The organism is Paenibacillus sophorae (genome assembly GCF_018966525.1).
Taxonomy (GTDB): domain Bacteria; phylum Bacillota; class Bacilli; order Paenibacillales; family Paenibacillaceae; genus Paenibacillus_AQ; species Paenibacillus_AQ sophorae.
Map to the genome: position 1 here is coordinate 3835288 of NZ_CP076607.1, position 22163 is coordinate 3857450.

At 50.4% G+C, this 22163-nt stretch carries 20 protein-coding genes and 1 pseudogene; 5 read left to right on the forward strand and 16 right to left on the reverse strand.

Features of this window, described 5'->3' with window-relative positions:
• Positions 1 to 133: 133 nt before the first annotated feature.
• Positions 134 to 1732, reverse strand: coding sequence for an alkaline phosphatase family protein (locus KP014_RS18075; protein ID WP_036599889.1), 1599 nt, complete (start codon positions 1730 to 1732; stop codon positions 134 to 136).
• Positions 1733 to 1900: 168 nt separating this feature from the next.
• Between KP014_RS18075 and KP014_RS18080 the strand changes: the two genes are divergently transcribed.
• Both KP014_RS18080 and cls read left to right on the forward strand, forming a co-directional pair.
• Positions 1901 to 2488: a class I SAM-dependent methyltransferase gene (locus KP014_RS18080; RefSeq protein ID WP_063619519.1), complete on the forward strand. Its 588-nt coding sequence runs from the start codon at positions 1901 to 1903 to the stop codon at positions 2486 to 2488.
• A 104-nt stretch (positions 2489 to 2592) separates the two neighbouring features.
• Positions 2593 to 4008: a cardiolipin synthase gene (gene cls, locus KP014_RS18085; protein WP_036599886.1), complete on the forward strand. Its 1416-nt coding sequence runs from the start codon at positions 2593 to 2595 to the stop codon at positions 4006 to 4008.
• Between the two features lie 68 nt (positions 4009 to 4076).
• On the opposite strand, the gene KP014_RS18090 is transcribed toward cls, so the two are convergent.
• Positions 4077 to 4628 carry a hypothetical protein gene (locus tag KP014_RS18090; RefSeq protein ID WP_036599884.1) on the reverse strand — a complete coding sequence of 184 codons (552 nt, stop codon included), beginning with the start codon at positions 4626 to 4628 and terminating at the stop codon, positions 4077 to 4079.
• Positions 4629 to 4664: 36 nt separating this feature from the next.
• Complete coding sequence (locus KP014_RS18095; protein WP_051500400.1) at positions 4665 to 5258, reverse strand: gamma carbonic anhydrase family protein; 594 nt, start codon at positions 5256 to 5258, stop codon at positions 4665 to 4667.
• Positions 5259 to 5492: 234 nt separating this feature from the next.
• On the opposite strand from KP014_RS18095, the gene KP014_RS18100 reads away from it, so the two are divergent.
• The gene (locus KP014_RS18100) at positions 5493 to 5978 is read left to right on the forward strand and encodes a DUF6803 family protein (protein ID WP_036599881.1); all 486 of its coding nucleotides are present in this window, start codon (positions 5493 to 5495) and stop codon (positions 5976 to 5978) included.
• A gap of 81 nt (positions 5979 to 6059) precedes the next feature.
• Here KP014_RS18100 and KP014_RS18105 read toward each other — a convergent pair whose 3' ends face one another.
• The 8 genes from KP014_RS18105 to KP014_RS18140 form a co-directional block, all read right to left on the reverse strand.
• Positions 6060 to 6461, reverse strand: a complete 402-nt coding sequence (locus KP014_RS18105) for an NUDIX hydrolase (RefSeq protein WP_036599878.1) — start codon at positions 6459 to 6461, stop codon at positions 6060 to 6062.
• A 1-nt stretch (position 6462) separates the two neighbouring features.
• Entirely contained in the window at positions 6463 to 6975 is a 513-nt protein-coding gene (locus tag KP014_RS18110) for a DMT family transporter (RefSeq protein ID WP_036599876.1), read from the reverse strand.
• A gap of 14 nt (positions 6976 to 6989) precedes the next feature.
• Positions 6990 to 7688 (reverse strand): Crp/Fnr family transcriptional regulator, encoded by a 699-nt coding sequence (locus KP014_RS18115; protein WP_036599944.1) that lies wholly within the window; start codon positions 7686 to 7688, stop codon positions 6990 to 6992.
• A 61-nt stretch (positions 7689 to 7749) separates the two neighbouring features.
• Complete coding sequence (locus KP014_RS18120) at positions 7750 to 8175, reverse strand: DMT family transporter (RefSeq protein ID WP_036599874.1); 426 nt, start codon at positions 8173 to 8175, stop codon at positions 7750 to 7752.
• Between the two features lie 168 nt (positions 8176 to 8343).
• Positions 8344 to 8736, reverse strand: coding sequence for a NusG domain II-containing protein (locus KP014_RS18125; protein WP_036599872.1), 393 nt, complete (start codon positions 8734 to 8736; stop codon positions 8344 to 8346).
• Positions 8737 to 8783: 47 nt separating this feature from the next.
• Complete coding sequence (gene ahbB / locus KP014_RS18130) at positions 8784 to 9773, reverse strand: siroheme decarboxylase subunit beta (protein ID WP_090833694.1); 990 nt, start codon at positions 9771 to 9773, stop codon at positions 8784 to 8786.
• Between the two features lie 18 nt (positions 9774 to 9791).
• Positions 9792 to 10775 carry a radical SAM/SPASM domain-containing protein gene (locus KP014_RS18135; protein WP_216700393.1) on the reverse strand — a complete coding sequence of 328 codons (984 nt, stop codon included), beginning with the start codon at positions 10773 to 10775 and terminating at the stop codon, positions 9792 to 9794.
• Between the two features lie 43 nt (positions 10776 to 10818).
• Entirely contained in the window at positions 10819 to 11991 is a 1173-nt protein-coding gene (locus KP014_RS18140; protein WP_036592193.1) for a radical SAM/SPASM domain-containing protein, read from the reverse strand.
• Positions 11992 to 12246: 255 nt separating this feature from the next.
• On the opposite strand from KP014_RS18140, the pseudogene KP014_RS18145 reads away from it, so the two are divergent.
• Together KP014_RS18145 and KP014_RS18150 are read left to right on the forward strand one after the other, a co-directional pair.
• Positions 12247 to 13228, forward strand: a pseudogene (locus KP014_RS18145) (aldo/keto reductase).
• A 165-nt stretch (positions 13229 to 13393) separates the two neighbouring features.
• Entirely contained in the window at positions 13394 to 14542 is a 1149-nt protein-coding gene (locus tag KP014_RS18150; RefSeq protein ID WP_051499683.1) for a GH25 family lysozyme, read from the forward strand.
• A gap of 96 nt (positions 14543 to 14638) precedes the next feature.
• On the opposite strand, the gene KP014_RS18155 is transcribed toward KP014_RS18150, so the two are convergent.
• The 5 genes from KP014_RS18155 to hutU all read right to left on the reverse strand — a co-directional run bounded on the left by KP014_RS18155 (position 14639) and on the right by hutU (position 22127).
• The gene (locus KP014_RS18155; protein WP_090833695.1) at positions 14639 to 16444 is read right to left on the reverse strand and encodes an LTA synthase family protein; all 1806 of its coding nucleotides are present in this window, start codon (positions 16442 to 16444) and stop codon (positions 14639 to 14641) included.
• A 149-nt stretch (positions 16445 to 16593) separates the two neighbouring features.
• Positions 16594 to 17907 carry an amidohydrolase family protein gene (locus KP014_RS18160; protein ID WP_090833696.1) on the reverse strand — a complete coding sequence of 438 codons (1314 nt, stop codon included), beginning with the start codon at positions 17905 to 17907 and terminating at the stop codon, positions 16594 to 16596.
• Positions 17904 to 19184, reverse strand: a complete 1281-nt coding sequence (locus KP014_RS18165) for a Zn-dependent hydrolase (protein ID WP_246590543.1) — start codon at positions 19182 to 19184, stop codon at positions 17904 to 17906. The genes KP014_RS18160 and KP014_RS18165 overlap by 4 nt, the downstream gene beginning before the upstream one ends.
• Positions 19159 to 20454: an imidazolonepropionase gene (gene hutI / locus KP014_RS18170; RefSeq protein WP_036602776.1), complete on the reverse strand. Its 1296-nt coding sequence runs from the start codon at positions 20452 to 20454 to the stop codon at positions 19159 to 19161. Before hutI ends, KP014_RS18165 begins: the two co-directional genes overlap by 26 nt.
• Before the next feature lie 14 nt (positions 20455 to 20468).
• Positions 20469 to 22127, reverse strand: a complete 1659-nt coding sequence (hutU, locus tag KP014_RS18175) for a urocanate hydratase (protein ID WP_090833697.1) — start codon at positions 22125 to 22127, stop codon at positions 20469 to 20471.
• Positions 22128 to 22163: the final 36 nt, after the last annotated feature.

The window sequence follows — 22163 nt, forward strand, 5'->3', positions numbered from 1 at the left end:
TAATCTTAAAGTCCTTCAATGAATAATCAACTCCGATAAGTTTAGTGGGTTTCATCCTGTATTCTATCATAATTGGAAGTTTCTGTAGAGAAATTTCACCGTCCGGTATCTGTTGGAACAACAAATATCTTAATCAATTTCGGTTAGCCATTTGCAGAATCCAGTCTTTCAAGTCAACGATTCTTGGATGTTTCGGCTGCGAATCCGTTCCGGTAACAATAAGGGGGACGATCGAATCCACCTCATGCAGCGAACCGTGTGCTCCTCCTCCGCGATGGGTGGGAGAGCTTTCGCCGGCCAATTCGTATCCCGGTTTCACCGTGACGACGATATATCGTCCTTCATGGGAATGGAGCGCGCCGTATAATCGGGCCAGCACGTCCGGGTATTTTCCGTATTTGATTCGATGTTCACGGAGGGAAATGTCCGCCAGCCCGGGATCGCCCGACAGCGACCACTTTTGCCCGTATTCATCCGAATAAGGTCCTCCCGGACGATAGGACAGAACGTTATCGCCTTGTCCTCCGCCCGTAAGCAGTACCGAATGATCCCGGTTTACCGCTATAATGTCGAGTTTGGCTTCCGTTTGTAACCCTTTTACGATCTCAGAAAGCTTCAGACTTGGCGATAGGGCGTAAATGTAGGCCATCCGTTCGTTAGCCGCGATGACGATTTGGTCATCTTGTGCGACCGGCCGGTCAAGCTTGGCAATCCGGTAACCATTCAGAAGAGGGCGTAAATCCACTTTGAATTCGTCCCGATTTTCCAGTACATCGCTTTGAGCGCTGTCCCCCAGAATAATCCACGTGGTTCTTTTCACCGCCTCCTCCCATGACCCGTATGAATCTAGCACGTGCTGCAGCGCCCGGTCGGCCCTTTCAATACCTTTAAGCGCCATCGAGCCTTTTCGGTGATGAACGCTATCGTTTCCTGGAAAATACGCGACAGTTACTTCCGGAAGCTTCCCGTTCTGTACCAGATAAGCTATGTCCCGGGCTGCGAATTTGTCGTTCATCCCATACTTTTCCCATAAGGCCGTATGGAGGGAATTTTCCGGATTTAGCTGTGTGAACGCGGCAAGCGAAAACAACTCCGGAGTGTTAACTTTATAATGATCCGGCAGCCGTGTGGTGTCCGCCATCGTTTGGGGTACACGCAGATCCCGTTCCGTTCTTCCTCTGTAAATAACTGCGTTGATCGAAGCCGAATGTTTGCCTGAGTCGGCCAATTCCTCATGAATGGTCTTCACTTTTTTGCTTAATTGAACCTGATTCAACTGATAGACGCTGTCCGTCAATACCTGCAGTTGATCAATTTTCAGCGCTTCTTTTGGCCCATTGCCGTAAAAAACCATCCGCTTTTCCCGGTCATTGTACCACACCAGCCCCGGAACATGATGCTTATCCGCGTACACACCTGTTAATAAAGTGCTGTCAATCGTTACGGACATGGTTGGAAAAGAACTGACAACTTTAGGAAAATACCGTCCGTGATCAATCAGATATTTCAAGGCGGGCGCTTTACCCTGGTTCATTGCTTCCTGCAAAGGCTTGTCCATCAGGGAATCGATGATAATGGCAACGATGGGCTTATCGCCAGCTGATGTTACCTTGAACTCCGGTTCGGATCGCATATCAGCGTTCGTTCCCGATTTCGCTTGGCATCCGGTAAGAGACATGATCAAAGTTAGGCCGATTGTCAAAATAACGGTCATCTTTTTTCCTGTCCTCATTAGATTGGCTCTTCTCACTCTGAATTCCCCCTCTCGCATTGTTACGAAAATAAGATTTAAATTGCCCATTTGAAGAGATGATTATGTAAAAATTTATTGAATTTTTCCCGATTCGGAGGGTTAGATTATTGACATTGACTTCAATTTCAGGAAAGATGGTGGCAGCTTTTGAATACTTCGTCTTCACCCCAGCTTTACCATTGGTTCGTTCGTCCGAAATGGTTTACCAAAAAATATATTCATGATCATATACAATCCCGATTTGCGTTTAACGGTAAAGTCGTGCTTGACTTTGGCTCGGGTACAGGGGCTAATTGTTCGATGTTTCAGCCGAATCACTATCTCGGCATCGATCCGGACGCCGGACGGATTCATTATGCAAGACGGCGATATCCGAACCACGCGTTCCATGTGCTTGAAAACGGCAAGCTTCCTGTTGATAATGAGTCTGTCGATTTCATACTCATTATCGCTGTATTGCACCATATTTCGTCCGAAGAAATTGCAGAGTACATGAAGGAATTTAGGCGAATATTAAAACCGAACGGAAAAATCATCGTTATGGAGCCTTGTCTATGCCAAAATAAACCGTTAAGTAATTGGTTTATGAATCTTTATGACAATGGGGAGTATATCCGGAGAGAAGAAGAATACATTCAATTGTTTCGGGAGAGTGAATTTGCTTCGCAGGTCATCAACCGATTTCGAAAAGGTTTCTTATATAATGAGCTGTTTTTCTCGGCAAACCTTAGATAATCTCACAATGAGAAGCGTTTTACGAAAAAAGACTCTGCTTTGCTGTAAAAGCGGGCATGAGTCTTTTTTCCACTTATGCCCTTTCAAGGAGGTGAAGCAAACCATTGCTTTGGATCGTTTTGGCTCTCTTGTTGTTTATTATCCAAATCGGATTCGTTATCATCTTCGAATATCAACGTCCGAACAAAGCGGTGGTTTGGCTTATTGTTTTGTTCATTTTTCCGGTCATCGGTTTCGTGCTGTATTTATTTGTTGCGAAAGAATACCTTTGCCCCCCTGCTCTTTCGAGGACAGACAACGGGCATTGGGACCGATTAAAGGACGAACTCATTGAACGATGCAAACAGCGAGTACAGAAAGATCTGCATGGTAAGACTCTTGTCCAAGACGACAATTTACATGCATTACTCAAAAAAATACCGGTCGCCCCCATTGCAGCTTGTAATGAAACGGCGGTTTTCGTCGAAGGAAAGAAAGCCTTTGAAGCAATGATGGATGCAATTGCCGCTTCCGAGCATCATATTCATGTGGAGTTTTACATTATTCGTGACGATCGTCTCGGTATCCGGTTTGAGCAATTGTTGATCCGGAAAGCGCAGGAAGGCGTGAAGGTTCGACTTATATATGACGGGATCGGAAGCCGCCGGTTGGGAAAAGCCTATTTGGAACGGCTGCGGAATGCCGGGGTAGAAACGGGGTGCTTTTTTCCTCTGTTAACCTCTTTCTTCAATAAGCGGCTCAATTATCGAAATCACCGTAAAATCGTGGTGGTGGACGGCAAAACCGGATTTTTCGGCGGCTTGAATATTGGGGATGAATACTTAGGGGAAGGTCCGAAATTCGGCTATTGGCGGGACACTCATTTTAGCATTAAAGGCGATGCGGTACTGTGGGTCCAATATACATTTTTGACCGATTGGCACTTGGTTACAGGACAAATCATAACCGATCCCGTCTATTATCCGATACAGGAAAGCCGCGGGAATGAGCTTGTACAAATCGTAAAAAGCGGTCCGGACGAGACGATCCTAGAGCTTATTTTCTCCCTCATCGTTTCGGCGAAGAGGCGGATTTTTATCGAGACGCCCTATTTCATTCCCGATCCCGGCATCTTATTGGCTCTGAAAACGGCCATCTCTAGAGGAGTCGACGTTCGCATAATTATACCAGCTGTTCCTGATAAAAATCTTGTTTATTGCGCTACTTTGTCCTATGTTCAGGAATTGCTGCAGGCGGGAGGCCGGTTTTATGGCTACCAGAAAGGGTTTATCCATGCCAAACTGATTATTTCCGATGACTTGGCGCTTTCCGGCAGCGCAAATATGGACATACGCAGCTTTTGCAACCAATTCGAAATCAATGCGGTCTTTTTCGACGGGAAGGTCGTTGACCGCCTGGTACAAGATTTTTACCGGGATCTTGGCGTGAGCGAGGAGATTTTGCAGTCGAATTTCGAAAAGCGCAGCACGTTACAAAAAATGCAGATTATTTTCGCCCGGCTGCTGTCGCCGTTATTCTAGAAGAGACTTATCGGTCGTAATCACCCGGGGTCCACGTCGGACAAGGATTTTTACAAGGGGCCAAATGTTCATGGTAAATATATTAAGCTTGGATACTTATCGGAGTACAGTTCAATAGAAGTAATATTTGATTCGATCAGCCGGTAATCGTCCAGCGTATTGAAAGCAGCGTTTGTCTCAATCATTGTTATTACTTTTGATACTGTTTCAGGATCACGAATCTTCTTCCCGTTCTCATTAAACTCTACGGCGGTTGGACTAAATTCTTCCAGGCTGATTTCGGTAACATTCACTTCTTTATATATAAAAGCAAAAGCCAGCTCATCGTCTTGAACTGCCAGCCACTTGGCGCTTTCCATACCCGGTATTTCGTAAAATGAAGTTCTGGTTTCACCTTTTGCTCCTAATTTTCTGCCATGGGTTTCGGTCCTCAGATGCTCTGAATCATTCTTGTATGTTCTTCCGTTATACAGGAGAATATTGCCATTATCCGAAATCTGAACACTTCCCCATGACCTATGCGCATTCGTAATCTGCAGATGTATCAGATATACCATTACTAAGACTAATAAAATAGGGATGCCTATAAGCATATATAATTTTATATTGCGTTTTGGCATTAAGATTCACCTCCCTTAATAGAAGCCCCCTGCAGCTTATCTACGGGTATTCCTTATGTAATGCTGAACATATTTATCGCACAGCAGCTTTGTCGCTTCTCCATTTGTCATATTGTGGGAATCAAAATTAAATAAATAATTGGTGAAGCCCATCTGAAAAATTTTGTCATGGACCCGCTCAATCTCCAAAGGAGAAAATACTTCTGCGGGATTTCCCACGGCCGTATAGCCAATCGGCACAAAGAAAGATTCAGGGCAGCAGGTTCCGATATGCACGACAGCGTTAACGCCGATCATGCACCCTTCTCCAAGCTCAGAGCCCCCAAAAATAGTTGCTCCCGTGGCAATGAAGCTGCCTTCTCCAATGATCGCTCCGCTCACATGAGAGTGTGGCCCGACGAGAACATGATCTTCAATTGTCAGCGGATGTCTTTTGGTCGCTCTTAGCACCGCATTCTCCATGATTATGCATCTCCCGCCTATTTGCAGAGGCGATCCCTCAGAGCTTATTACGGCTCCGGATAAAACAACGGTTTCTGCTCCGATGGATACGTCGCCATTAATAATAACGCCTTCCATAATAATAGCCGACGGGTCTATATTGACTTTGGAATGCTGTGAGAAACTCAATTTCGATCCCTCCGATTCTGATTAATCCCTATTGGCCGCATTGCAGATCACATTAGCCGATACAATATATTCTGACAAAAACAGGTACCCAAATATGTGAAAAATATCTCTTAATAAAGAAACGAATTCGAATCAGTCCGATCAATCCATCCTAAGTTCTTCATAAATTCCACATACATTTTTTATACAATGGGCCAGGTAAGTTAAATCTATCTACTGGGGGAGTATCAAAAAATGAGCATGACGCATTACATGTCCTTGCTTGCGGACAATCAGCCATGGAATTTGATTATATTCATGGCCATTCCCGTGATTTTTGCCGAAACGATTACTGTAACCGAATTCTTTATCCTCTTTGGCAAAAACACGCAGGGCGGACTCAGAAGCTTTAACCGCATTTGCAGCATCCTGGCCGGACTGTATTTTACAGGAATCTTTATCTACTTGTTCCCCACCGCGTTTATCCCTCTAACCGTAAATGGCGAATGGCATACCTGGGTGGACGTTGTTGCTGTAGGATTTTACTTGAGCGGTGTGTTCTTCTTATTACCCCTCGCTCTTCTTGATCTTGGCATCATCGCCCGCAACCGTTCCGCAGAAGGAAAATTGAAGCTTCACTTTATCCTCGTCAGCGGATTTCTCATTGTGGCCCACATCGCAATGATATTCGGGATGGTCAATCCGGAAATCATTGGGGGAATGGCCGGTATGAATCATTAATCAGGAATAAAACAAGACTTCGGAGCCGAACTCCGAAGTCTTGTTTTTACTCCTGTTTTTACTCCTGTTAGTAAAGAAGGATCAGGCAAGCCGCCCCATCTCATGCAGCTCATCAAAAATAATCTGTGTAACCGCTGATACACGGTCCCGGTCATTATAGGTTAACCAGGCCAGTTCCTCGATTTCCGATGCCGGACTCAGTACTCCTTCGAACTCTGCGGTGTAACAAGTCATTTTCACCTGAATCCCGCCAGTCTTCGCGTGAGCTTCCGCTTTGAACGTCCCGAAGTAGATGACCGTTTCGGGCTTGATCCGAACGGATAATTCCTCTTCTATTTCCCGCAGCAGCGTATCTGTATCACTCTCGCCGGGCTCTCTTTTTCCACCAGGTAAATAATAAGTATCTTTTCCTTGGGAACGGGCGCATAACAATTGGCCCTGATTCATGGATATCCAGGCAATTTTATCGATTGCGGTTGTCATCCTATGCGCCTCTCGCTTCATTCTTTATGTTGCATGGCGAAGTCTCGTTTGTTTCTCCCGAAGCCGCCTGATGCACACGCCCGCCGCCTAATTTGAATACCAGAATGCCGCCGATAATAACCAGCACCCCGAGCAATTGTTGGAATGTAAAAGGAACTTTGTTCAGGCCCATCCAGCCCACTGAGTCCCATAATAGAGCGCAGCCAAGCTGTGAGATCAGAACGATGGAGATGGCATACGTAGGACCAAGCAGCCTGATCCCCAGCGTCAGACAGATAACTACACCCACCCCGATTACACCGCTGATCCAGTACCAGGGCTTCATGTTCTCCAGGCTAAACAGCCGGCCCCCTTCAAAGATCAGGCCAAAAGTCAGCGAAGCCGCAAAGCCCATTCCCAGCACCAACGCCGTTGTGGCCCAGGAACCTGTATGTTCATTGACTTTACTGTTAAAAACATTTTGCATGCTGACAAGTGAACCCGCAACGAGCGCGAGTAACAACCCTTGAATCATAAGCAGGATGCCTCCTATTCATAAATATTGTGATTAGCCAGCGCGCTTAAGCCTTCCTTATCTTTAACAAGGATGAGCCCTTTGCTGCGTTCAATTAGGCCTTCCGTGCATAATTTTTGAATGATCCGGTTCAGATGCCGATAGCTGGTTCCAATAAAATTTGCCACATCGGTTAGACGGAAGCTGTTAAGCTGCCCCGGAATCTCGGAATCGGAATCGTCATAGGAAACCGACAGCAGATAACTGGCCAATCGTACCTCCACCGGGTGCATCATATTAAAGCTCAAAAAGTTGGACTTCACGTAAAACTTCCGGGTGATGACGTGCAGTAAAAAGTTCAGCAGCGGCGGGTAGTCTGCGGCGTATTTTTCAAGCATGCGATAAGGAACGCCAATCATATTGACCTGCGATACCGCCTCGACCGTATTGATAATCGGGATATGCTGGATATACTCAATGTCCCCGATCACCTCAGTCGGCGTCTTGAACGAAATAATCAGGATTTTGCCCTCCTCGGAGGTGGTATATACTTTAATCTTGCCCTTTACAAGCACGTACAGAACCTGTGAAGGCTCTCCCTGGGAGCAGATCAGTTCACCCTGATCAAAGCGGTACAGCGACAAATACGGCATCAAAGCTTCATTAAATATCGTTTCCAACTGATAAGTTTGTAAAAAAGAGTGCAGCTGCTTCTGATCCTGTATTTCTTTCATAATCCGCATTCACCTCCAGCCCGTGACCTTGTTGCCCTTAAATTGCGGCGTAAACATATTATCAAAATTTAAGTATGATTACACCGGCGATCATCATTCCGAGGCCGAAGAACTGCGGCAGCTTCATCTTTTGCTTCACCACGCCAAACCAACCGTTCGAATCAATTAAAAAGGTCAGGCACAACTGGGCAATCAGCACCGCGGATATCGTAAAGGTAACCCCGACTTTACGAATTGCCGTTACTTCGCTGAAAATAATGACAGCCGCAAACGCGCCGCCAATAAGATATAATGGTTTGACTTGCTTCAGCCCCTGCCGTCTTCCGTCCCGGACAAACAGGAGGATAAGCAAGGCCATAATAAACCCGGTTAACTGGGTAACTGTGGCGGCTTGCCAAGTTCCAATATCTTGACTGATCCGGGAATTAGCCACTCCCTGCAGCGTAATACACGCCCCGCCCAACAACGCAAATAACAGCCCTCTCATTTCTTAACCTCTCCTCTGATGTTAGCTCTGATCCTAATTAAATGATATCTCCGATTTTTTGGGAAGGACATATGTCCTAAACAAGAAGAAACGGCTGCACCATCCTCACAGGAGGGCATCCGTTTCTGATAGAAAGATGAGGCCATTTATGAGAGTGAAACTATCCGGTCATATCACTGCGTCGAGTTCATCACCTGAAGGCTGCTTGTGCGGGTTGAATACTTCAACGTATACACGGGTCGGAATGCAGATAATCTGCTGGTAAGGCTTGGAGATGAACCCCATATCCAGCGCGATCCGTTTCGGAGCGTCCGAATAAATCATCTGAATCCCATAATCGAAGGCTTTGAGCGTATTATGGCCAAATTCCGTTTTGATGTCGATTATTTGCACTTCTTTGGTTAAAGCCACGTTCTTGTAAAGATTCCCGTTCACCGTAATTCGAGCCATCAGGTCTCCCGGTTTGTAGGCGCTGTGGTCCATGTGGAGCCATTTGATTCCGTAAATAGAACCGGCAATTAGCAGTCCCAGCAATATGATGTACAGATCTCCGCGTTTCATAATAGTGGATATCCCTCGCCCTTTTCCGTGTGAATATTTGCAGCGCCTTAGATCGAAAAGCTCGTTTTCTTCAGTTCTTCCGTGCTGAACAGGATGTCGTATTCCTTGATGCCTTCCTGCTTAACAAAATGCTCCGCAACTTTCCGAACAGACGCTTCATCGGGTCCGTGAATCATGGCGTATAAATTATACGGCCAATCGGGATGCGCCCGGCGCTTGTAGCAGTGGCTGACTTCCGAATAACCGGCTAGCCTTTTCCCTGCTTCGGATATATGCTTCTTGGGAAGTACGCTGACGAACAGGCCGTTGGCTGAAAACCCGGCTTCCCTATGCTTCAGAACGGCTCCGATTCGTTTGAGCGCTCCTCCTGCCTGCAGCGTCTGCAAGCGGCGAAACACCTCTTCCAAGCTGCATCCTGTCTTATAAGCAATCTCGGTATACGGTTCGGGTAACAACGGCAGATCTCCCTGCAGTTCGCGGATCAGCTGCATATCCGTATTCTCTATTTTGCAAAGCTCCTGTTTGAAGGTTGTGCCCCCATTCAGGTTCGGATTGGGTGTTATGGCTGACGCGGTAGCCTTTTCTTCCATATTCAAAAAGACCTTCAGCTTGAATATCTGCTCGGAAGGAAACTCATAGAGACGCGGCCCGCCCGCCGCTTCAGAGATCGTTTCAAGTATGGCTCCCCGTTCTTCCTCGGTTCGGAAGCTCAGCGTAAACCACATATTGAGCCGACTGCGCCGGCGGTAGTTATGGGTAACGCCTTTAAAGCTGTTGATGACTGCAGCCGTCTGATAAAAAAGATCTTCCCGTACTGTCATCGCATACAGACAGCCTCTATATCCGAGCCCTGCCGGATTAAATACCCCGCCGATCCGCCGGATGAATCCCTCTTTTTTCAACCTCTCCAGCCTTTGAAGCACATCTCCCTGCTGTAATCCCAGTTCCTCCGCAATGGTGTTCCAGGGGTGTTTGACCAGAGGAAGTTCGATCTGCAGCCGATTTAGCAGCTTCCGGTCCATCGCATCCAGTTCCACTGTTTCCACCTCCCCGGCCTACAGCGCCGCCAATCTTTTATAACACCATGGCTCTTCAGCCATGAAATTGCCGCCGCTGTAATAATACGACCTCGCCCGGCAGCCGCCGCAAATACCGACATCCGGACAGGAGCCGCATTCTCCTTCATATTTCTCGAAGTTTCTTAAATCTCGGAATACCGGATTGTCCCTCCATATTTCATCAAAAGGCTGGTCGCGAACATTCCCCACCTTAACCGGCAGGTACGGGCAAATATGCACCTCGCCATTCGGCAGCACCGAACAATAGGCGACCCCGGCAAGACAGCCTCGCGTATACCGCATTTCAAGCCCCATGCTCTTGGCGAGCGGCATGAACTGGGGAGCGCATGTCGGTTTGATTTCTAGGGAGGTTGATTTCTGTTTGGACAGAACGCTGCGCAGAACCGAGTAGTATCGTTCCTGCTTCAACCCATCCTCTTCGATGTTGACGGCCCGTCCGGTCGGAACGAGAAAGAACGGGTGCAGAGAGGATACATTCAGTTCCTCCGCAAGCTGAGCTACCTGCTCGAAATCATCCATATTGCCCTCGGTCAGCGTCATGTTAATTTGCACTCTCAGCCCGACTTCACGGGCATAACGGATGCCCTCCAATGCTTGCTGCCAGCCTTCCGGCGCGTTCCTGAACCGGTTATGATACTCCGGCGTGGCGCTGTCTATGCTGATCGCGATGCCCCCCAGCCCCGCTTTCCCCAGCTCGGCTGCTTTGGCGGCGGTCAGAAGCGTGCCATTGCTGCCAAGTGCGGGACGAAGGCCGATAGATGAGGCATAAGCGATCAATTCGCAGAGATCTTCACGGATCAAGGGCTCGCCGCCGCTGAATATGAGAAGCTTGAATCCGGCCTGTTTGATCTGATCAATGAGCCGGGTGCCTTCTTCCGTGGTTAGCTGGTCTGCAACAGGCGATGCCGGTCCGGAGTCGCGATAGCAGTGTTCGCAGTATAAATTGCATTTCTTGGTCACATTCCAGGAAACGAGCATGTGTAATCAGCCTTCCTTTCCCGTGTTATATGATTCCAATTTCGCGGTCGCTTAAATAACAGGATGGGTCCTCTGCCCAGAAATCACCGCTTACAGAAGCCCGGGCCCGGAAATTTCCGTTACAGACGTCCAGCCAATTGCATTCACTGCAGCGTCCTTTCAGCAGCGGTTTGCGGTCGCGCAGGCCCGCCATTAGCGGATGAGCGGCATCGCGCCAGATCTCGCTGAATTTCTGCTTGCGGATATTGCCGATTTCGATATCTCTGGTGAACTGATCGGGATAGACGTTGCCGTGCCAATCGACGCAGCCGATGGCTATTCCGGAACGGTTGCCGCCGTTTCGCCGAAGCAGTCCAAGCAGTTCATCCGCGCGCTCCGGGTCGTGCTCCATCATCCACTGGTATAGGTAAACTCCATCCGCATGGTTATCAACGGTAAGCAGTTCAACCTGTCTGCCTTTACCATGCAGGTCTATCGTCTTAGCCATAATCCGGTCAAGAGCATGCCGGGACTGTGCATGTGTAACATCCTCCTGCTGCAGGGCGCTCCCGCGGCCGGAATAGACGAGATGGTAGAAGCAGGCCCGCGGAATATTTTCCCGCTCGATCAAATCAAGCACTCCGTCCAGGTCTTCGTATGTATGTCTGCTGATCGTGAACCGAACCCCTACCTTCTGGCCGATAGACAAGCAGTTTCGGATACCCTGAAGCGCCTGTTCAAAAGACCCCTTTCGCCCGCGAAACTCATCATGGCGCTCTTCCAGCCCATCCAAGCTTACACCGACGTATTTAATCCCTGCTTCTTTTAGCATTTTCGCTTTATCGATGGTAATCAGAGTGCCATTCGTCGATACTACCGGCCGCAGACCTTTGCTTGACGCATAAGAAATCAGCTCAAAAATATCTTTACGGATCAGAGGTTCTCCACCGGAAAAAAGCAGAACCGGCACCTGGAATACGGCCAGGTCATCAATAAACGCCTTCGCTTCCTCCGTCGACATTTCATCGGGATCATGGGCAGGACAGGCATTTGCATAACAATGTTTACAGGTCAAGTTGCATGCCCGTGTCGAATTCCACACGACGACAGGCCCTCTGCCCGCGGAAACGCCATGCGGTTTGTGTCCCGGCTTAATGGTATAACGAAGGTCATCGCCTTCCCCCTTCATACCGGTAAGCAGTTTCGTTACATTAATCATTTCCGCTCCCTCATTTCCCTTAATTTAGATACAATCTTATCTATCGTACAATAACTTGGGAGAATAAGGATATGCGCTTTTTTCTTGCTCTTGTGCCGTATTCATGCTAACGCTTCCTATGTCAAGTTTAATTGAATTCGATGTCCACTCGGACATTTGCACCCGTCTTCAGGCTCGTCTAAACTAGCATATAGATATGCGGAAGAAGCTTCTATCACAACCAATTACCACAAATGGAGAGGGTGGATGACTGGAATGCAGTATGTGAGACTCGGCAATACGGGAATGGAAGTCTCCCGTCTGACTTTGGGATGCATGAGCTATGGAGTTCCGGAGCGCGGCAACCATGAATGGACGCTGAATGAGGAGCAGAGCCGCCCCTTCATCCAAAGAGCGTTGGAGCTCGGGATTAATTTTTTCGATACCGCCAAATATCTACTCGGATGGAACAAGCGAGGAAATCGTCGGCAGAGCGCTGAAGGATTACGCAGGCCGGGATGAAGTCGTGATCGCGACGAAGGTTCACGGACAAATGCGAAAGGGCCCTAACGGGAAAGGCTTGTCCCGTAAAGCCATTCTCTCGGAAATCGACCACAGTCTGCGGCGGCTCGGGACGGATTACGTGGATTTGTATCAAATTCACCGCTGGGACTACGGCACACCGATTGAAGAAACGATGGAAGCCCTGCACGATGTCGTCAAAGCGGGTAAAGCCCGCTATGTCGGTGCCTCCTCCATGTATGCCTGGCAGTTCCAGAAGGCCCTCTTTACCGCGGAGCGCCACGGCTGGACGAAGTTCGTCAGCATGCAGAATTATTTGAATCTATTGTACCGGGAAGAAGAACGCGAAATGCTTCCACTGTGCGAGGAAGAGAACATCGGCGTCATTCCGTGGAGTCCGCTGGCACGCGGACGGCTCACCCGTGACTGGGAAGAGACAAGCAATCGTTCGGAGAGTGATATCTTTGGCAAATCGCTTTACGCCGCCACCGAGGACGCCGACCGCAAGGTCGCCGCTGTCGTGAAGGAAATCGCGGAAGACCGCGGTGTTCCCCGGGCGCAAATCGCGCTCGCCTGGGTGCTTCAGAAGAAGCCGGTGACCTCTCCCATCATCGGAGCGACCAAGCCGCATCACTTGGAAGATGCGGTGGCGGCTCTGGACATCCAGCTGACCGCAGATGAACTCCGGAGGCTGGAAGAGCCGTATGTGCCCCATCCGGTAACGGGGTTTGTGTAAGCAGAAGAAATACGTATCTAGAAGCGGTCTGTTCTCGGTATTCAACCGGGAACAGGCCGCTTCGCTGTTCCGGAAACTTTTTTCACCGCTAATTGAAACTTTTTAGCAATAAATCGGGTCTATTAATTAATTGGAAAAAATTCTCTATTGATAGGCGGGAAATCTATGCGGAAAATTAGTTTTGCAGCGATGCTCTTCATTCTCTTCTTCCTGGGATTGTCTGAACAGGCCTATGCGTCGCCTACTGCAGCGCGGATTATTCTTGATGGCAATGAACTTGATCTCGGCGGTGACAGACAGGTTATGATCGTACATAACAGTGTGCTCGTTCCTATCCGGGTAATTGTGGAAGAGTTGGGATTCAGTGTGGACTGGACCAGCGGGACAGGTACGGTAACGGTAACAAAATCCGATCAAAAAATCCGGTTACGGATTGGCAATGTCAAAGCCGACGTGAACGGAAGGAATGTTCCCCTGACTGTCGCGCCGGTTCTAAAGAACGGCACCACCCTGATTCCCCTTCGCTTTGTCGGGGAACAAATGGGCCTGAGCGTCTACTGGGATAACACGGACAAGCTGGTCACGTTGATTAGCCCCGTCTCCATCGTCGGCAGCGATGCCTCGTTATCCGGCGCCGAAGTGATCGATAGCGTATACAGCCCGGAAAAAACTGTAGCCGATGCCGCCGACATCTATACGCAGGGGCTGGACGTCTCTCATCATAATGGGCAAATCGATTGGTCCCAGGTAGCGGACGAAGGCTATCATTTTGTTTTTATAAAAGCATCTGAAGGCAAATCATTCCGTGACAACAAGTTCACAGATAACCTTAAAGGTGCCAGGGAAGCCGGCCTGCTGGCGGGCGCGTATCATTTTCTTGACGCCGTGACGCCCGAAGACGCCCGTCTGGAGGCTGACAATTTCGCAAGCGCAATTGAAGAAGCGGGAGGAATATCCGAGCTGGATATGCCGCCTGTCCTGGACTATGAGAATAACCCCGGAAAGCTTGCGCCGAAGGAGATCAGAATCGTAGCTCAAGCTTTTTTGAACGAGATAGAAGCCTTGACCGGCTGCCGGCCCATAATCTACACCGGAAGCGTCTTTGCCTCGAATTTCGACTCCTCTTTCTCCGGCTATAAGCTGTGGATCGCCAAGTACAGCAGCCAGCCTCCCCTGAACATTCAGGCCTGGGACAAATGGGACATCTGGCAGTATACACAGACAGGCACCGTTCCCGGCATCACCGGAAATGTAGACTTGGATTGGTATAACGGTTCGATGGAGGAATTACGTTCTTTTCTGACTTCGCCATAGCTCGTATCCTTTTAGTACCGTGAGACGCGTTGTTAATGAAGAAACGGATGCAAAGCCCATTGTGGGCCGCATCCGTTTTTTTGCTGAATCCCCTTATTAAAACAGCAAATCCTTCGAGTAGCTCTCTCCCTCCAGCATATCGTATTCCACCAACCGGTAATCATCCAGCAGCTCCTGCTGCTCCGCGTTCAATCCGGTAACAACGCCGGACGGCCCGATCAGCACACTTTTGCTTAAGCCGGGAAGCTCCGATTTCACCTTGTCCAGCAGCTTGTAGTAAGCCGGCATCTTTTGCCCCGTCAGTTCAAATACAGTCGGCCCGAGAAATGCGGGACTGAGGGTACCCACCGGCTGCTTGTCGATATCAAAATTGGCCATATAGAGGAGCTTCGTCTCATGCTTCAGTCTGGGATTCGTATCCCAGCCCGCCTGCGTATAGATGTCCCCAGAGAGCGCCGGAAGATGGTCGCCCCAGAATACGACAACCGTAGGCCGCTTTATCGCCTTCAGCTCTTCGGCAAGATAGGCGAGCGCCTCGTCGGTCAGCTTCGTATCCTGGACGTACGTCTCAAGCTCGTCCTTCCGTTCCGGCTTCACGCCGCTAACCGTTACCGTGTTCGGTCCGTTATGGCCTTTGACGAACGGAAAATGATTCTGCATCGTAACCAAATGCAGGAACGTCGGCTGATCGGAGCTGTCCAGCTCGCGCACCGCTTCCTTGACGGCGGCCATATCGGAGATGTATCCGTCCGGCGTGATGCGCCCGGCATTTGTCATTTGATCCTGGCTCGTAAACTGGTCAAACCCGAGAACAGGGTACACTTTATTCCGGTTGTAGAACGTCTCATCGAACGGATGAAGCGCCAGCGCCCGGTATCCCCGGTCTTTAAGGATACTGACGATCGAGGGCAGCGAGGACATTTTCACAATACGCTGCTGGTAAGGAATGGAGCCGTCATTGAGAAAATACATTGACAAGCCCGTCAGCGCTTCAAATTCGATATTGGCCGTATTGCCGCCAAATTCGGGTGACAGCATATAGCCGGACGGCGTATCTTGTTCCTCAAGGTGGATAAATTTCAAAGGGTCTTCACTAAAAGTGTAGGTGGGAAGACGCGTCGGGTCAAAGAAGGCCTCGTCCATCATGTACATGATATTTGGAGACTCCGCAGGCGCTGCGGCAGTGCTGTTGCCTTGAAGCGCACTGTATTTTTCTGCAATTTTGGTTATGGCTTCCTTACTGTAATTGTCCGGTTTCTCCATCAGATTCTGCTTCAGATTGCCTGTAAAAGCGAATAAAAATCCGTTCTGGGTATAATTCACTTTCTGGTTCCAATAAATATTCTGATAGTGGATGGAGGTTGCAAGCGTGGACTGGCCGTCGACCACTAGAATAAACCCGGCAATCATGGCTGCCGAAAGAATCGTAAAACCCGCCCGCAGCGGCAGTCCGATTCTGATCTTGGGAAGCTTTCGCAGCAGATAGATCAGCCCCGCAATGAGTACCACAGCCAGGACAAGCGCGAGCGGCGAAATCATGCCATTGGTAATCTTACTCATCTCCCCGGCATTTTTGACCAGCATAAGGTCCCATGGAAACAGCGGTTCCCCCGTCGTTGTAAGCTTTTTATAATCAGCGATGCCCAGAATAACACACGCGATAAATGCAATTAAAGGACCCGCATACAAATTTGGGATAACTGCTGCAAAAGCGAGCAGAACGAAGAAAAAGAACAGACTGCCGGCTGCATACAGCCAGTAGTAATTCGATATCCAAGCGAAAACGCTTCCGATATCCATGCCAAACGTAGCGGCCTGCATAATGAAATTCAGTACAAATCCGCCGATCAAAAAAGACAGCAGCATGATTCCCAGCCGTTTGCCGGGCAAATAATGACGCACCCTTACCCTCTCCTCGGTTCATTTAAAAAAACAGTATACACCCATTCCCTTAAAAAAAACTTAAAATTAACAAAAAAACCACACTCGGATAATATCACCCGAATATGGCTGTGTAAAAAAACCATCAAACCCCTGCATGCGCCGAATTTCTATTCCCACCTGTTTAAAAGATCATTGATTTTCTGAACGATTGCCGATTCCTTCATGGTAAGAAGCCTGCCGTCGCCGACTACGATTTTGCCGTCAACCACCACATCCTTGACCGCAGTCGGCTGCATGGAATACACGATATTGGCGAACAGCTCAGTAACGGGCGAAAGAGAAAGATCCTTCAGGTCCACAGAGACAAAATCCGCATAATTTCCCGGCCGGATGTCCCCGATGGGAAGCCGCAGCAGCTCGCCGCCGGCTTGGGTGCCCATATGCAAGACCTGACCGGCGTTAATGCAGGTGCCGTCCAGCCTGCTTATTTTTTGGAGCAAGGAGCACATTCTCATCTCTTCAAAAACGCTGATCCGGTTGTTGCTGCAAGCACCGTCTGTACCAAGCGATACCCGTACACCCGCCGCAAGCAGGCCGGGAATATTCGTAACACCGTCCGATAAGAACATATTGCTGGAAGGACAGTAAGCCAGCCCCGCGCGTTTCTCTCCCAGCAGGCGGATTTCCGAATCCTCCAGCCATACCAGATGGACTGCGATCATCCGCTCATCCAAGACGCCGAGCTTATTCAGATAATGAACGGGCCGCAGCCCGTATTTAGCGAGCGTCTCCTCTACCTCGAACGGCTCTTCCGCAACATGAATATGAAAAGGCGTATCCAGCTCTATAGCAAGCTTGTAACCGGCCTGGATCATCTCCGGCGAAGCCGCGTGAGGGCTGTGCGGCGCTGGGTGGACGGTCACCATGCGATTTCCCTGATATTTTACAGCTAACTCCCGGGTACGCTTGACCGCATCCTGCACCGTTTCCCGGTAGCTCGCCGGAGCCCCGTCCCAATCATACATCGTCCGCGCCAGCACAAGCCGAATCCCCAAGTCCTTGGCCGCCTTGATCACGGCTTCGTCCATAGCCGTTCCCCCGTCATGCACATAAAAGAAATCGCTGACCGTCGTGACGCCGTACTTGAGCATTTCGCCAAAGGCAAACAGAGCGCCGATGTATATCGCTTCCTCATCCAAGAGCGGCGTATATTTGTACAGCGCTTGATCTCTCCACTCCAAAAAAGGCCGATCCACCGCGATTCCCCGCAGCAGGCTTTGAAAGGAGTGATTATGCGCGTTGACCGTACCCGGAAGTATGGCTTTTCCAGTCCAGTCGATAGGCATCGCTTGATGGTATTTCCCTTCCATCAACGATTGTTCTCCTGCCTCGATGATCCTGCCGTTCTCGGTGCAAATGGCCCAATTCTGCCGGAACTGGCCGTCCACATAGACTTGGTCTGCTTTGAACAACAGCTTCAAAGTTCCCCTCCTCCCGTATCCAAGCCGGCATCCAAATCCAGCATTGTGTGCAGCAGCACATTAGCCGCCTGCTCAATATCTGTGATGCGGCTTTCTTCTTCGGGGCAGTGGCTTTTGCCGCCCACGCTGGGGACGAATATCATTCCGCTTCGGGTGATGGAGGTCATATGGGTAGCATCATGACCGGCCATGCTTCCAAGACGAAGAGACGGAATCCGCAGAAGACCTGCCTGCCTTTCGATGGACTCCAGTACTGATCGGTCCATGGGAGAGGGAGGCTGATTTAAGATAACCTTACGGGTCACTATAGACAAACGCCGTCGCGCCAATAATTCGAGCCGAAGTTTCCATTCCGTCAAGACCTGCCCGATCTGGTCTTTGGATTCCCCGCGGAACTCGACCAGAAATACCGCTTCCGCCGGAATAATATTAGGGGCGTTCGGAATGATTTTAAGCTGCCCGACTGTCCCGACCACCTCGCAGGCGGGAAATGCCCGGCAGATGCTCTCGGCGGCGAGAATCATTTCGGCGGCTGCGGTCAGGGCATCGTTACGGTCTTCCATAAGCGTGGTTCCCGCATGATTGGCTTCTCCCCGCACCGTGACCTCTTCACGGTAGATGCCGGTTATTGATGTAACTACGCCGATCGGAATGTTCCGGCTGATCAGGCGCCTTCCCTGTTCGATATGCACCTCTACGAAGGCGCTTATGGCCTCCTTTGAAAGCGCCGCCTGGTCAAAGCATTCCGGACTCCCTCCTGCCTCCTCCAAAGCTTCCGTGAGCAATTTACCTTCAGGATTCCTCACCCCGATGATCTGCTCCCGTGTGAGCTTGCCCGTAACAGCCCGGCTGCCGAAGGTGGACAGTCCGAACGGATTCGGTTCCTCTGCGCTGAACGACACCAGTTCAAAGGGGTGACGGGTAGCTATCCCCGCATCATTCAACGTTCTTAACACTTCAAGCGCCATTAACACCCCGAGCGCTCCGTCATACTTGCCTCCATTCGGAACCGTATCCATATGCGAGCCGCAGACGATTGGCGGCAGCAGCTCCGGATTCTCTCCGGCTCTTCTGCCCCAGATATTCGCCGCCTCGTCAATCCTTATGCTAATCCCCTCGTTTCTAAGAGCTGCCTTCAGCCACTCCCTCGCCTCCAGTTCGGCGGGAGTAAAAGTAGTCCGGTCCAGCCCTCCATTCTCATTCTGTCCGAAGGTGGCCAGTTCTTGAATACTGCGTTCAAGTCTGTCCCGGTTAATGCGCAGGCTTTTGTCGATCAACGAGGACCCCTCCTTTTACAACCACCTGCCCTTTCTTAATAACCGTGTGCACCAGGTTCATCCCATAATAATATTGAAGCTGGCGGTAATTGTCGGCATCGAACAAGACCAAATCTCCCTGCTTGCCGATTTCGATACTCCCAATTTCGTTCTCTCTGCCAATCGCATAAGCCGCGTTAATCGTGCTTGCCGTCAATACTTCAGCCGGGGTCATCTTCATGGTGAGACAAGCAGCGTTCATAATAAGGGGCATGGAGACGGTAGGGGATGAACCCGGGTTGCAGTCGGTGGATAAAGCAACGGCCACGCCCGCTGCAATCATTTTCCGGGCGGCGGCGGCCTGCTCCATCAGGAACAAGGCCGTTCCGGGAAGCAGCACCGCAATCGTGCCGCTCTTCGCCAGCGCTTGAATTCCTTCCTCCGAAGCCTTCAGTAGATGCTCGGCCGAAACGGCGCCTAATTCTGCGGCCAGCTCCGCGCCTCCGAAGTTCTCCGCAATTTCATCAGCGTGTATTTTCAGCTTGAAGCCGAGTCTTCCTGCCGCATCCAGAATCCTTCGGGATTGGGCGATGCTGAAGATGCCTTGTTCACAGAACACATCGCAGAATTCGGCCAATTCATGCTCGGCCACAGCCGGAAGCATTTCGTTGATAACCAGATCGACATAACCCTCAGGGTTGTTGTTGTACTCTTCGGGAACCGCATGGGCTCCCATAAATGTCGAAATCACATCAATGGGGTGACTGCAGTTAAGCGCCCGAGCGGCGCGCAGCTGTTTCAGTTCATCTGTTACAGTTAGACCGTAGCCGCTCTTGGCTTCAATCGTGGTGACGCCGTGGAGAAGGAACCGATCCAGCCGGACTTTGGATTGCCGTACCAGTTCCTCTTCGGACGCCTCTTTTGTGCTCCGCGCGGTATTCAGAATGCCTCCGCCCTGCTTCAGAATGTCGATATATTTTGCCCCTTGAAGCCGCAGCTCCAGTTCATTCTCCCGGCTCCCGGCAAACACCGCATGCGTATGAGGATCGATTAGCCCCGGTGTAACCACCTTTCCGCGAGCGTCAATGATTTCAATTTCATCTTGGCGTGTACTTAAATAATGCTCTGCCAGCGCGTCGGAACCGGAAAAGACGATGATACCATCCTCAATAACAACGCTGCCGTTCGCAGTGATTCCCAGCATGGACATGCCTCTGCCTGTTCTTGGCCCTAGCCCTCCATCCATGCAAATCAGCTGGGAAGCGGATTTGACATAGGTTAATTCCCCCATACTTTAGGCCTCCCTTAGTGCAGTCCCGGGATTTGGACGCCCTTCATCTTAGCCGTGTTCACGGCCAGCTCATAACCGGCATCCGCATGGCGCGCAATCCCCATTCCGGGGTCTGTTGTCAGCACGCGCTCAAGCCGTTTCCCGGCGTCTTCCGTTCCATCCGCTACGACAACCATACCCGCATGAAGCGAGTATCCCATGCCCACGCCCCCGCCGTGATGAACCGACACCCAGCTAGCTCCCGCAGCGGTATTGACGAGGGCATTCAGGATCGGCCAATCGGCTACGGCGTCGCTGCCGTCCTTCATGCTCTCCGTCTCCCGGTTAGGCGAGGCTACAGACCCGGCGTCCAAATGGTCCCGGCCGATAACAATCGGCGCTCGAAGCTCACCAGAAGCGACCATTTCATTGATGATCTTTCCGAAGCGGGCGCGCTCACCGTAGCCGAGCCAGCAAATCCGGGCGGGGAGTCCCTGGAACGCCACTCGTTTCTGTACCATGCGAATCCATTTGCACAACCCTTTATTGCCTGCAAACTCCTGTAATATCACTTGATCGGTTTTGTATATATCCTCCGGATCGCCGGACAACGCCACCCACCGGAACGGCCCTTTCCCCTCGCAAAATTGCGGCCGGATATACGCCGGGACAAATCCGGGATAAGTAAAGGCGTCCTTAACGCCTTCATCATAAGCAGCCTGACGGATATTATTGCCGTAATCGAAGGCAACGGCCCCCTGTCTCTTCATTTCGAGAATGGCTCGCACATGGACCGCTATGGAAGCTTTTGCCTGCCTGATATAGAGTTCCGGTTTAACGGTCCTGAGCGCCTGCCCCTCTTCCAGCGTCAGTCCGGCCGGCAAATAGCCGTTAAGCGGATCATGGGCAGAGGTCTGGTCGGTAATGATCTCGGGAATAAAGCCGCGGCGGATCATTTCCGGCAGCACTTCCGCAGCATTGCCCACAAGTCCGATGGAAAGAGGCCGTTTGTGTGCCTTCGCTTCGGCAGCCATAACAAGCGCTTCGTCTAGATCCGGCGCCAACTGGTCGCAGTACAGCGTCCCAATTCGTTTCAGGATACTTGTGCGGTCTACATCTATACCGATAACAACGCCTCCGTTCATGGTGACCGCCAGCGGCTGAGCCCCGCCCATGCCTCCCATACCGGCCGTTACCGTAATTGTGCCTTTCAAGGTGCCTCCGAAATGCTGCCTCGCTACTTCCGCGAATGTCTCATAGGTTCCCTGGACAATTCCCTGCGTGCCGATGTAAATCCAGCTTCCGGCGGTCATTTGGCCATACATCATAAGTCCCTTTTTGTCCAGTTCGTGGAATGTATCCCAGTTCGCCCATGCCGGAACCAGGTTGGAGTTGGCAAGAAGGACGCGTGGCGAATCTTTTGTTGTCTTGAACACGGCAACGGGCTTTCCCGACTGGATCAGCAGCGTCTCATCCTCTTCAAGCTCCTTGAGACAACCAACAATGCGATCATAGGCTTCCCAGTTGCGCGCCGCCCGGCCGATACCGCCGTAGACGACGAGCTTATCCGGATGCTCCGCCACTTCCGGGTCCAGATTGTTCATCAGCATCCGCAGAGCGGCTTCCTGTACCCAGCCTTTCGTATTTAATTTCCGGCCACGCGGGGCGCGGATAATGCGTTCATGGTCTGACATTTTAGATCTCCCTTATTCGCTCGCGTAATTTGGCAA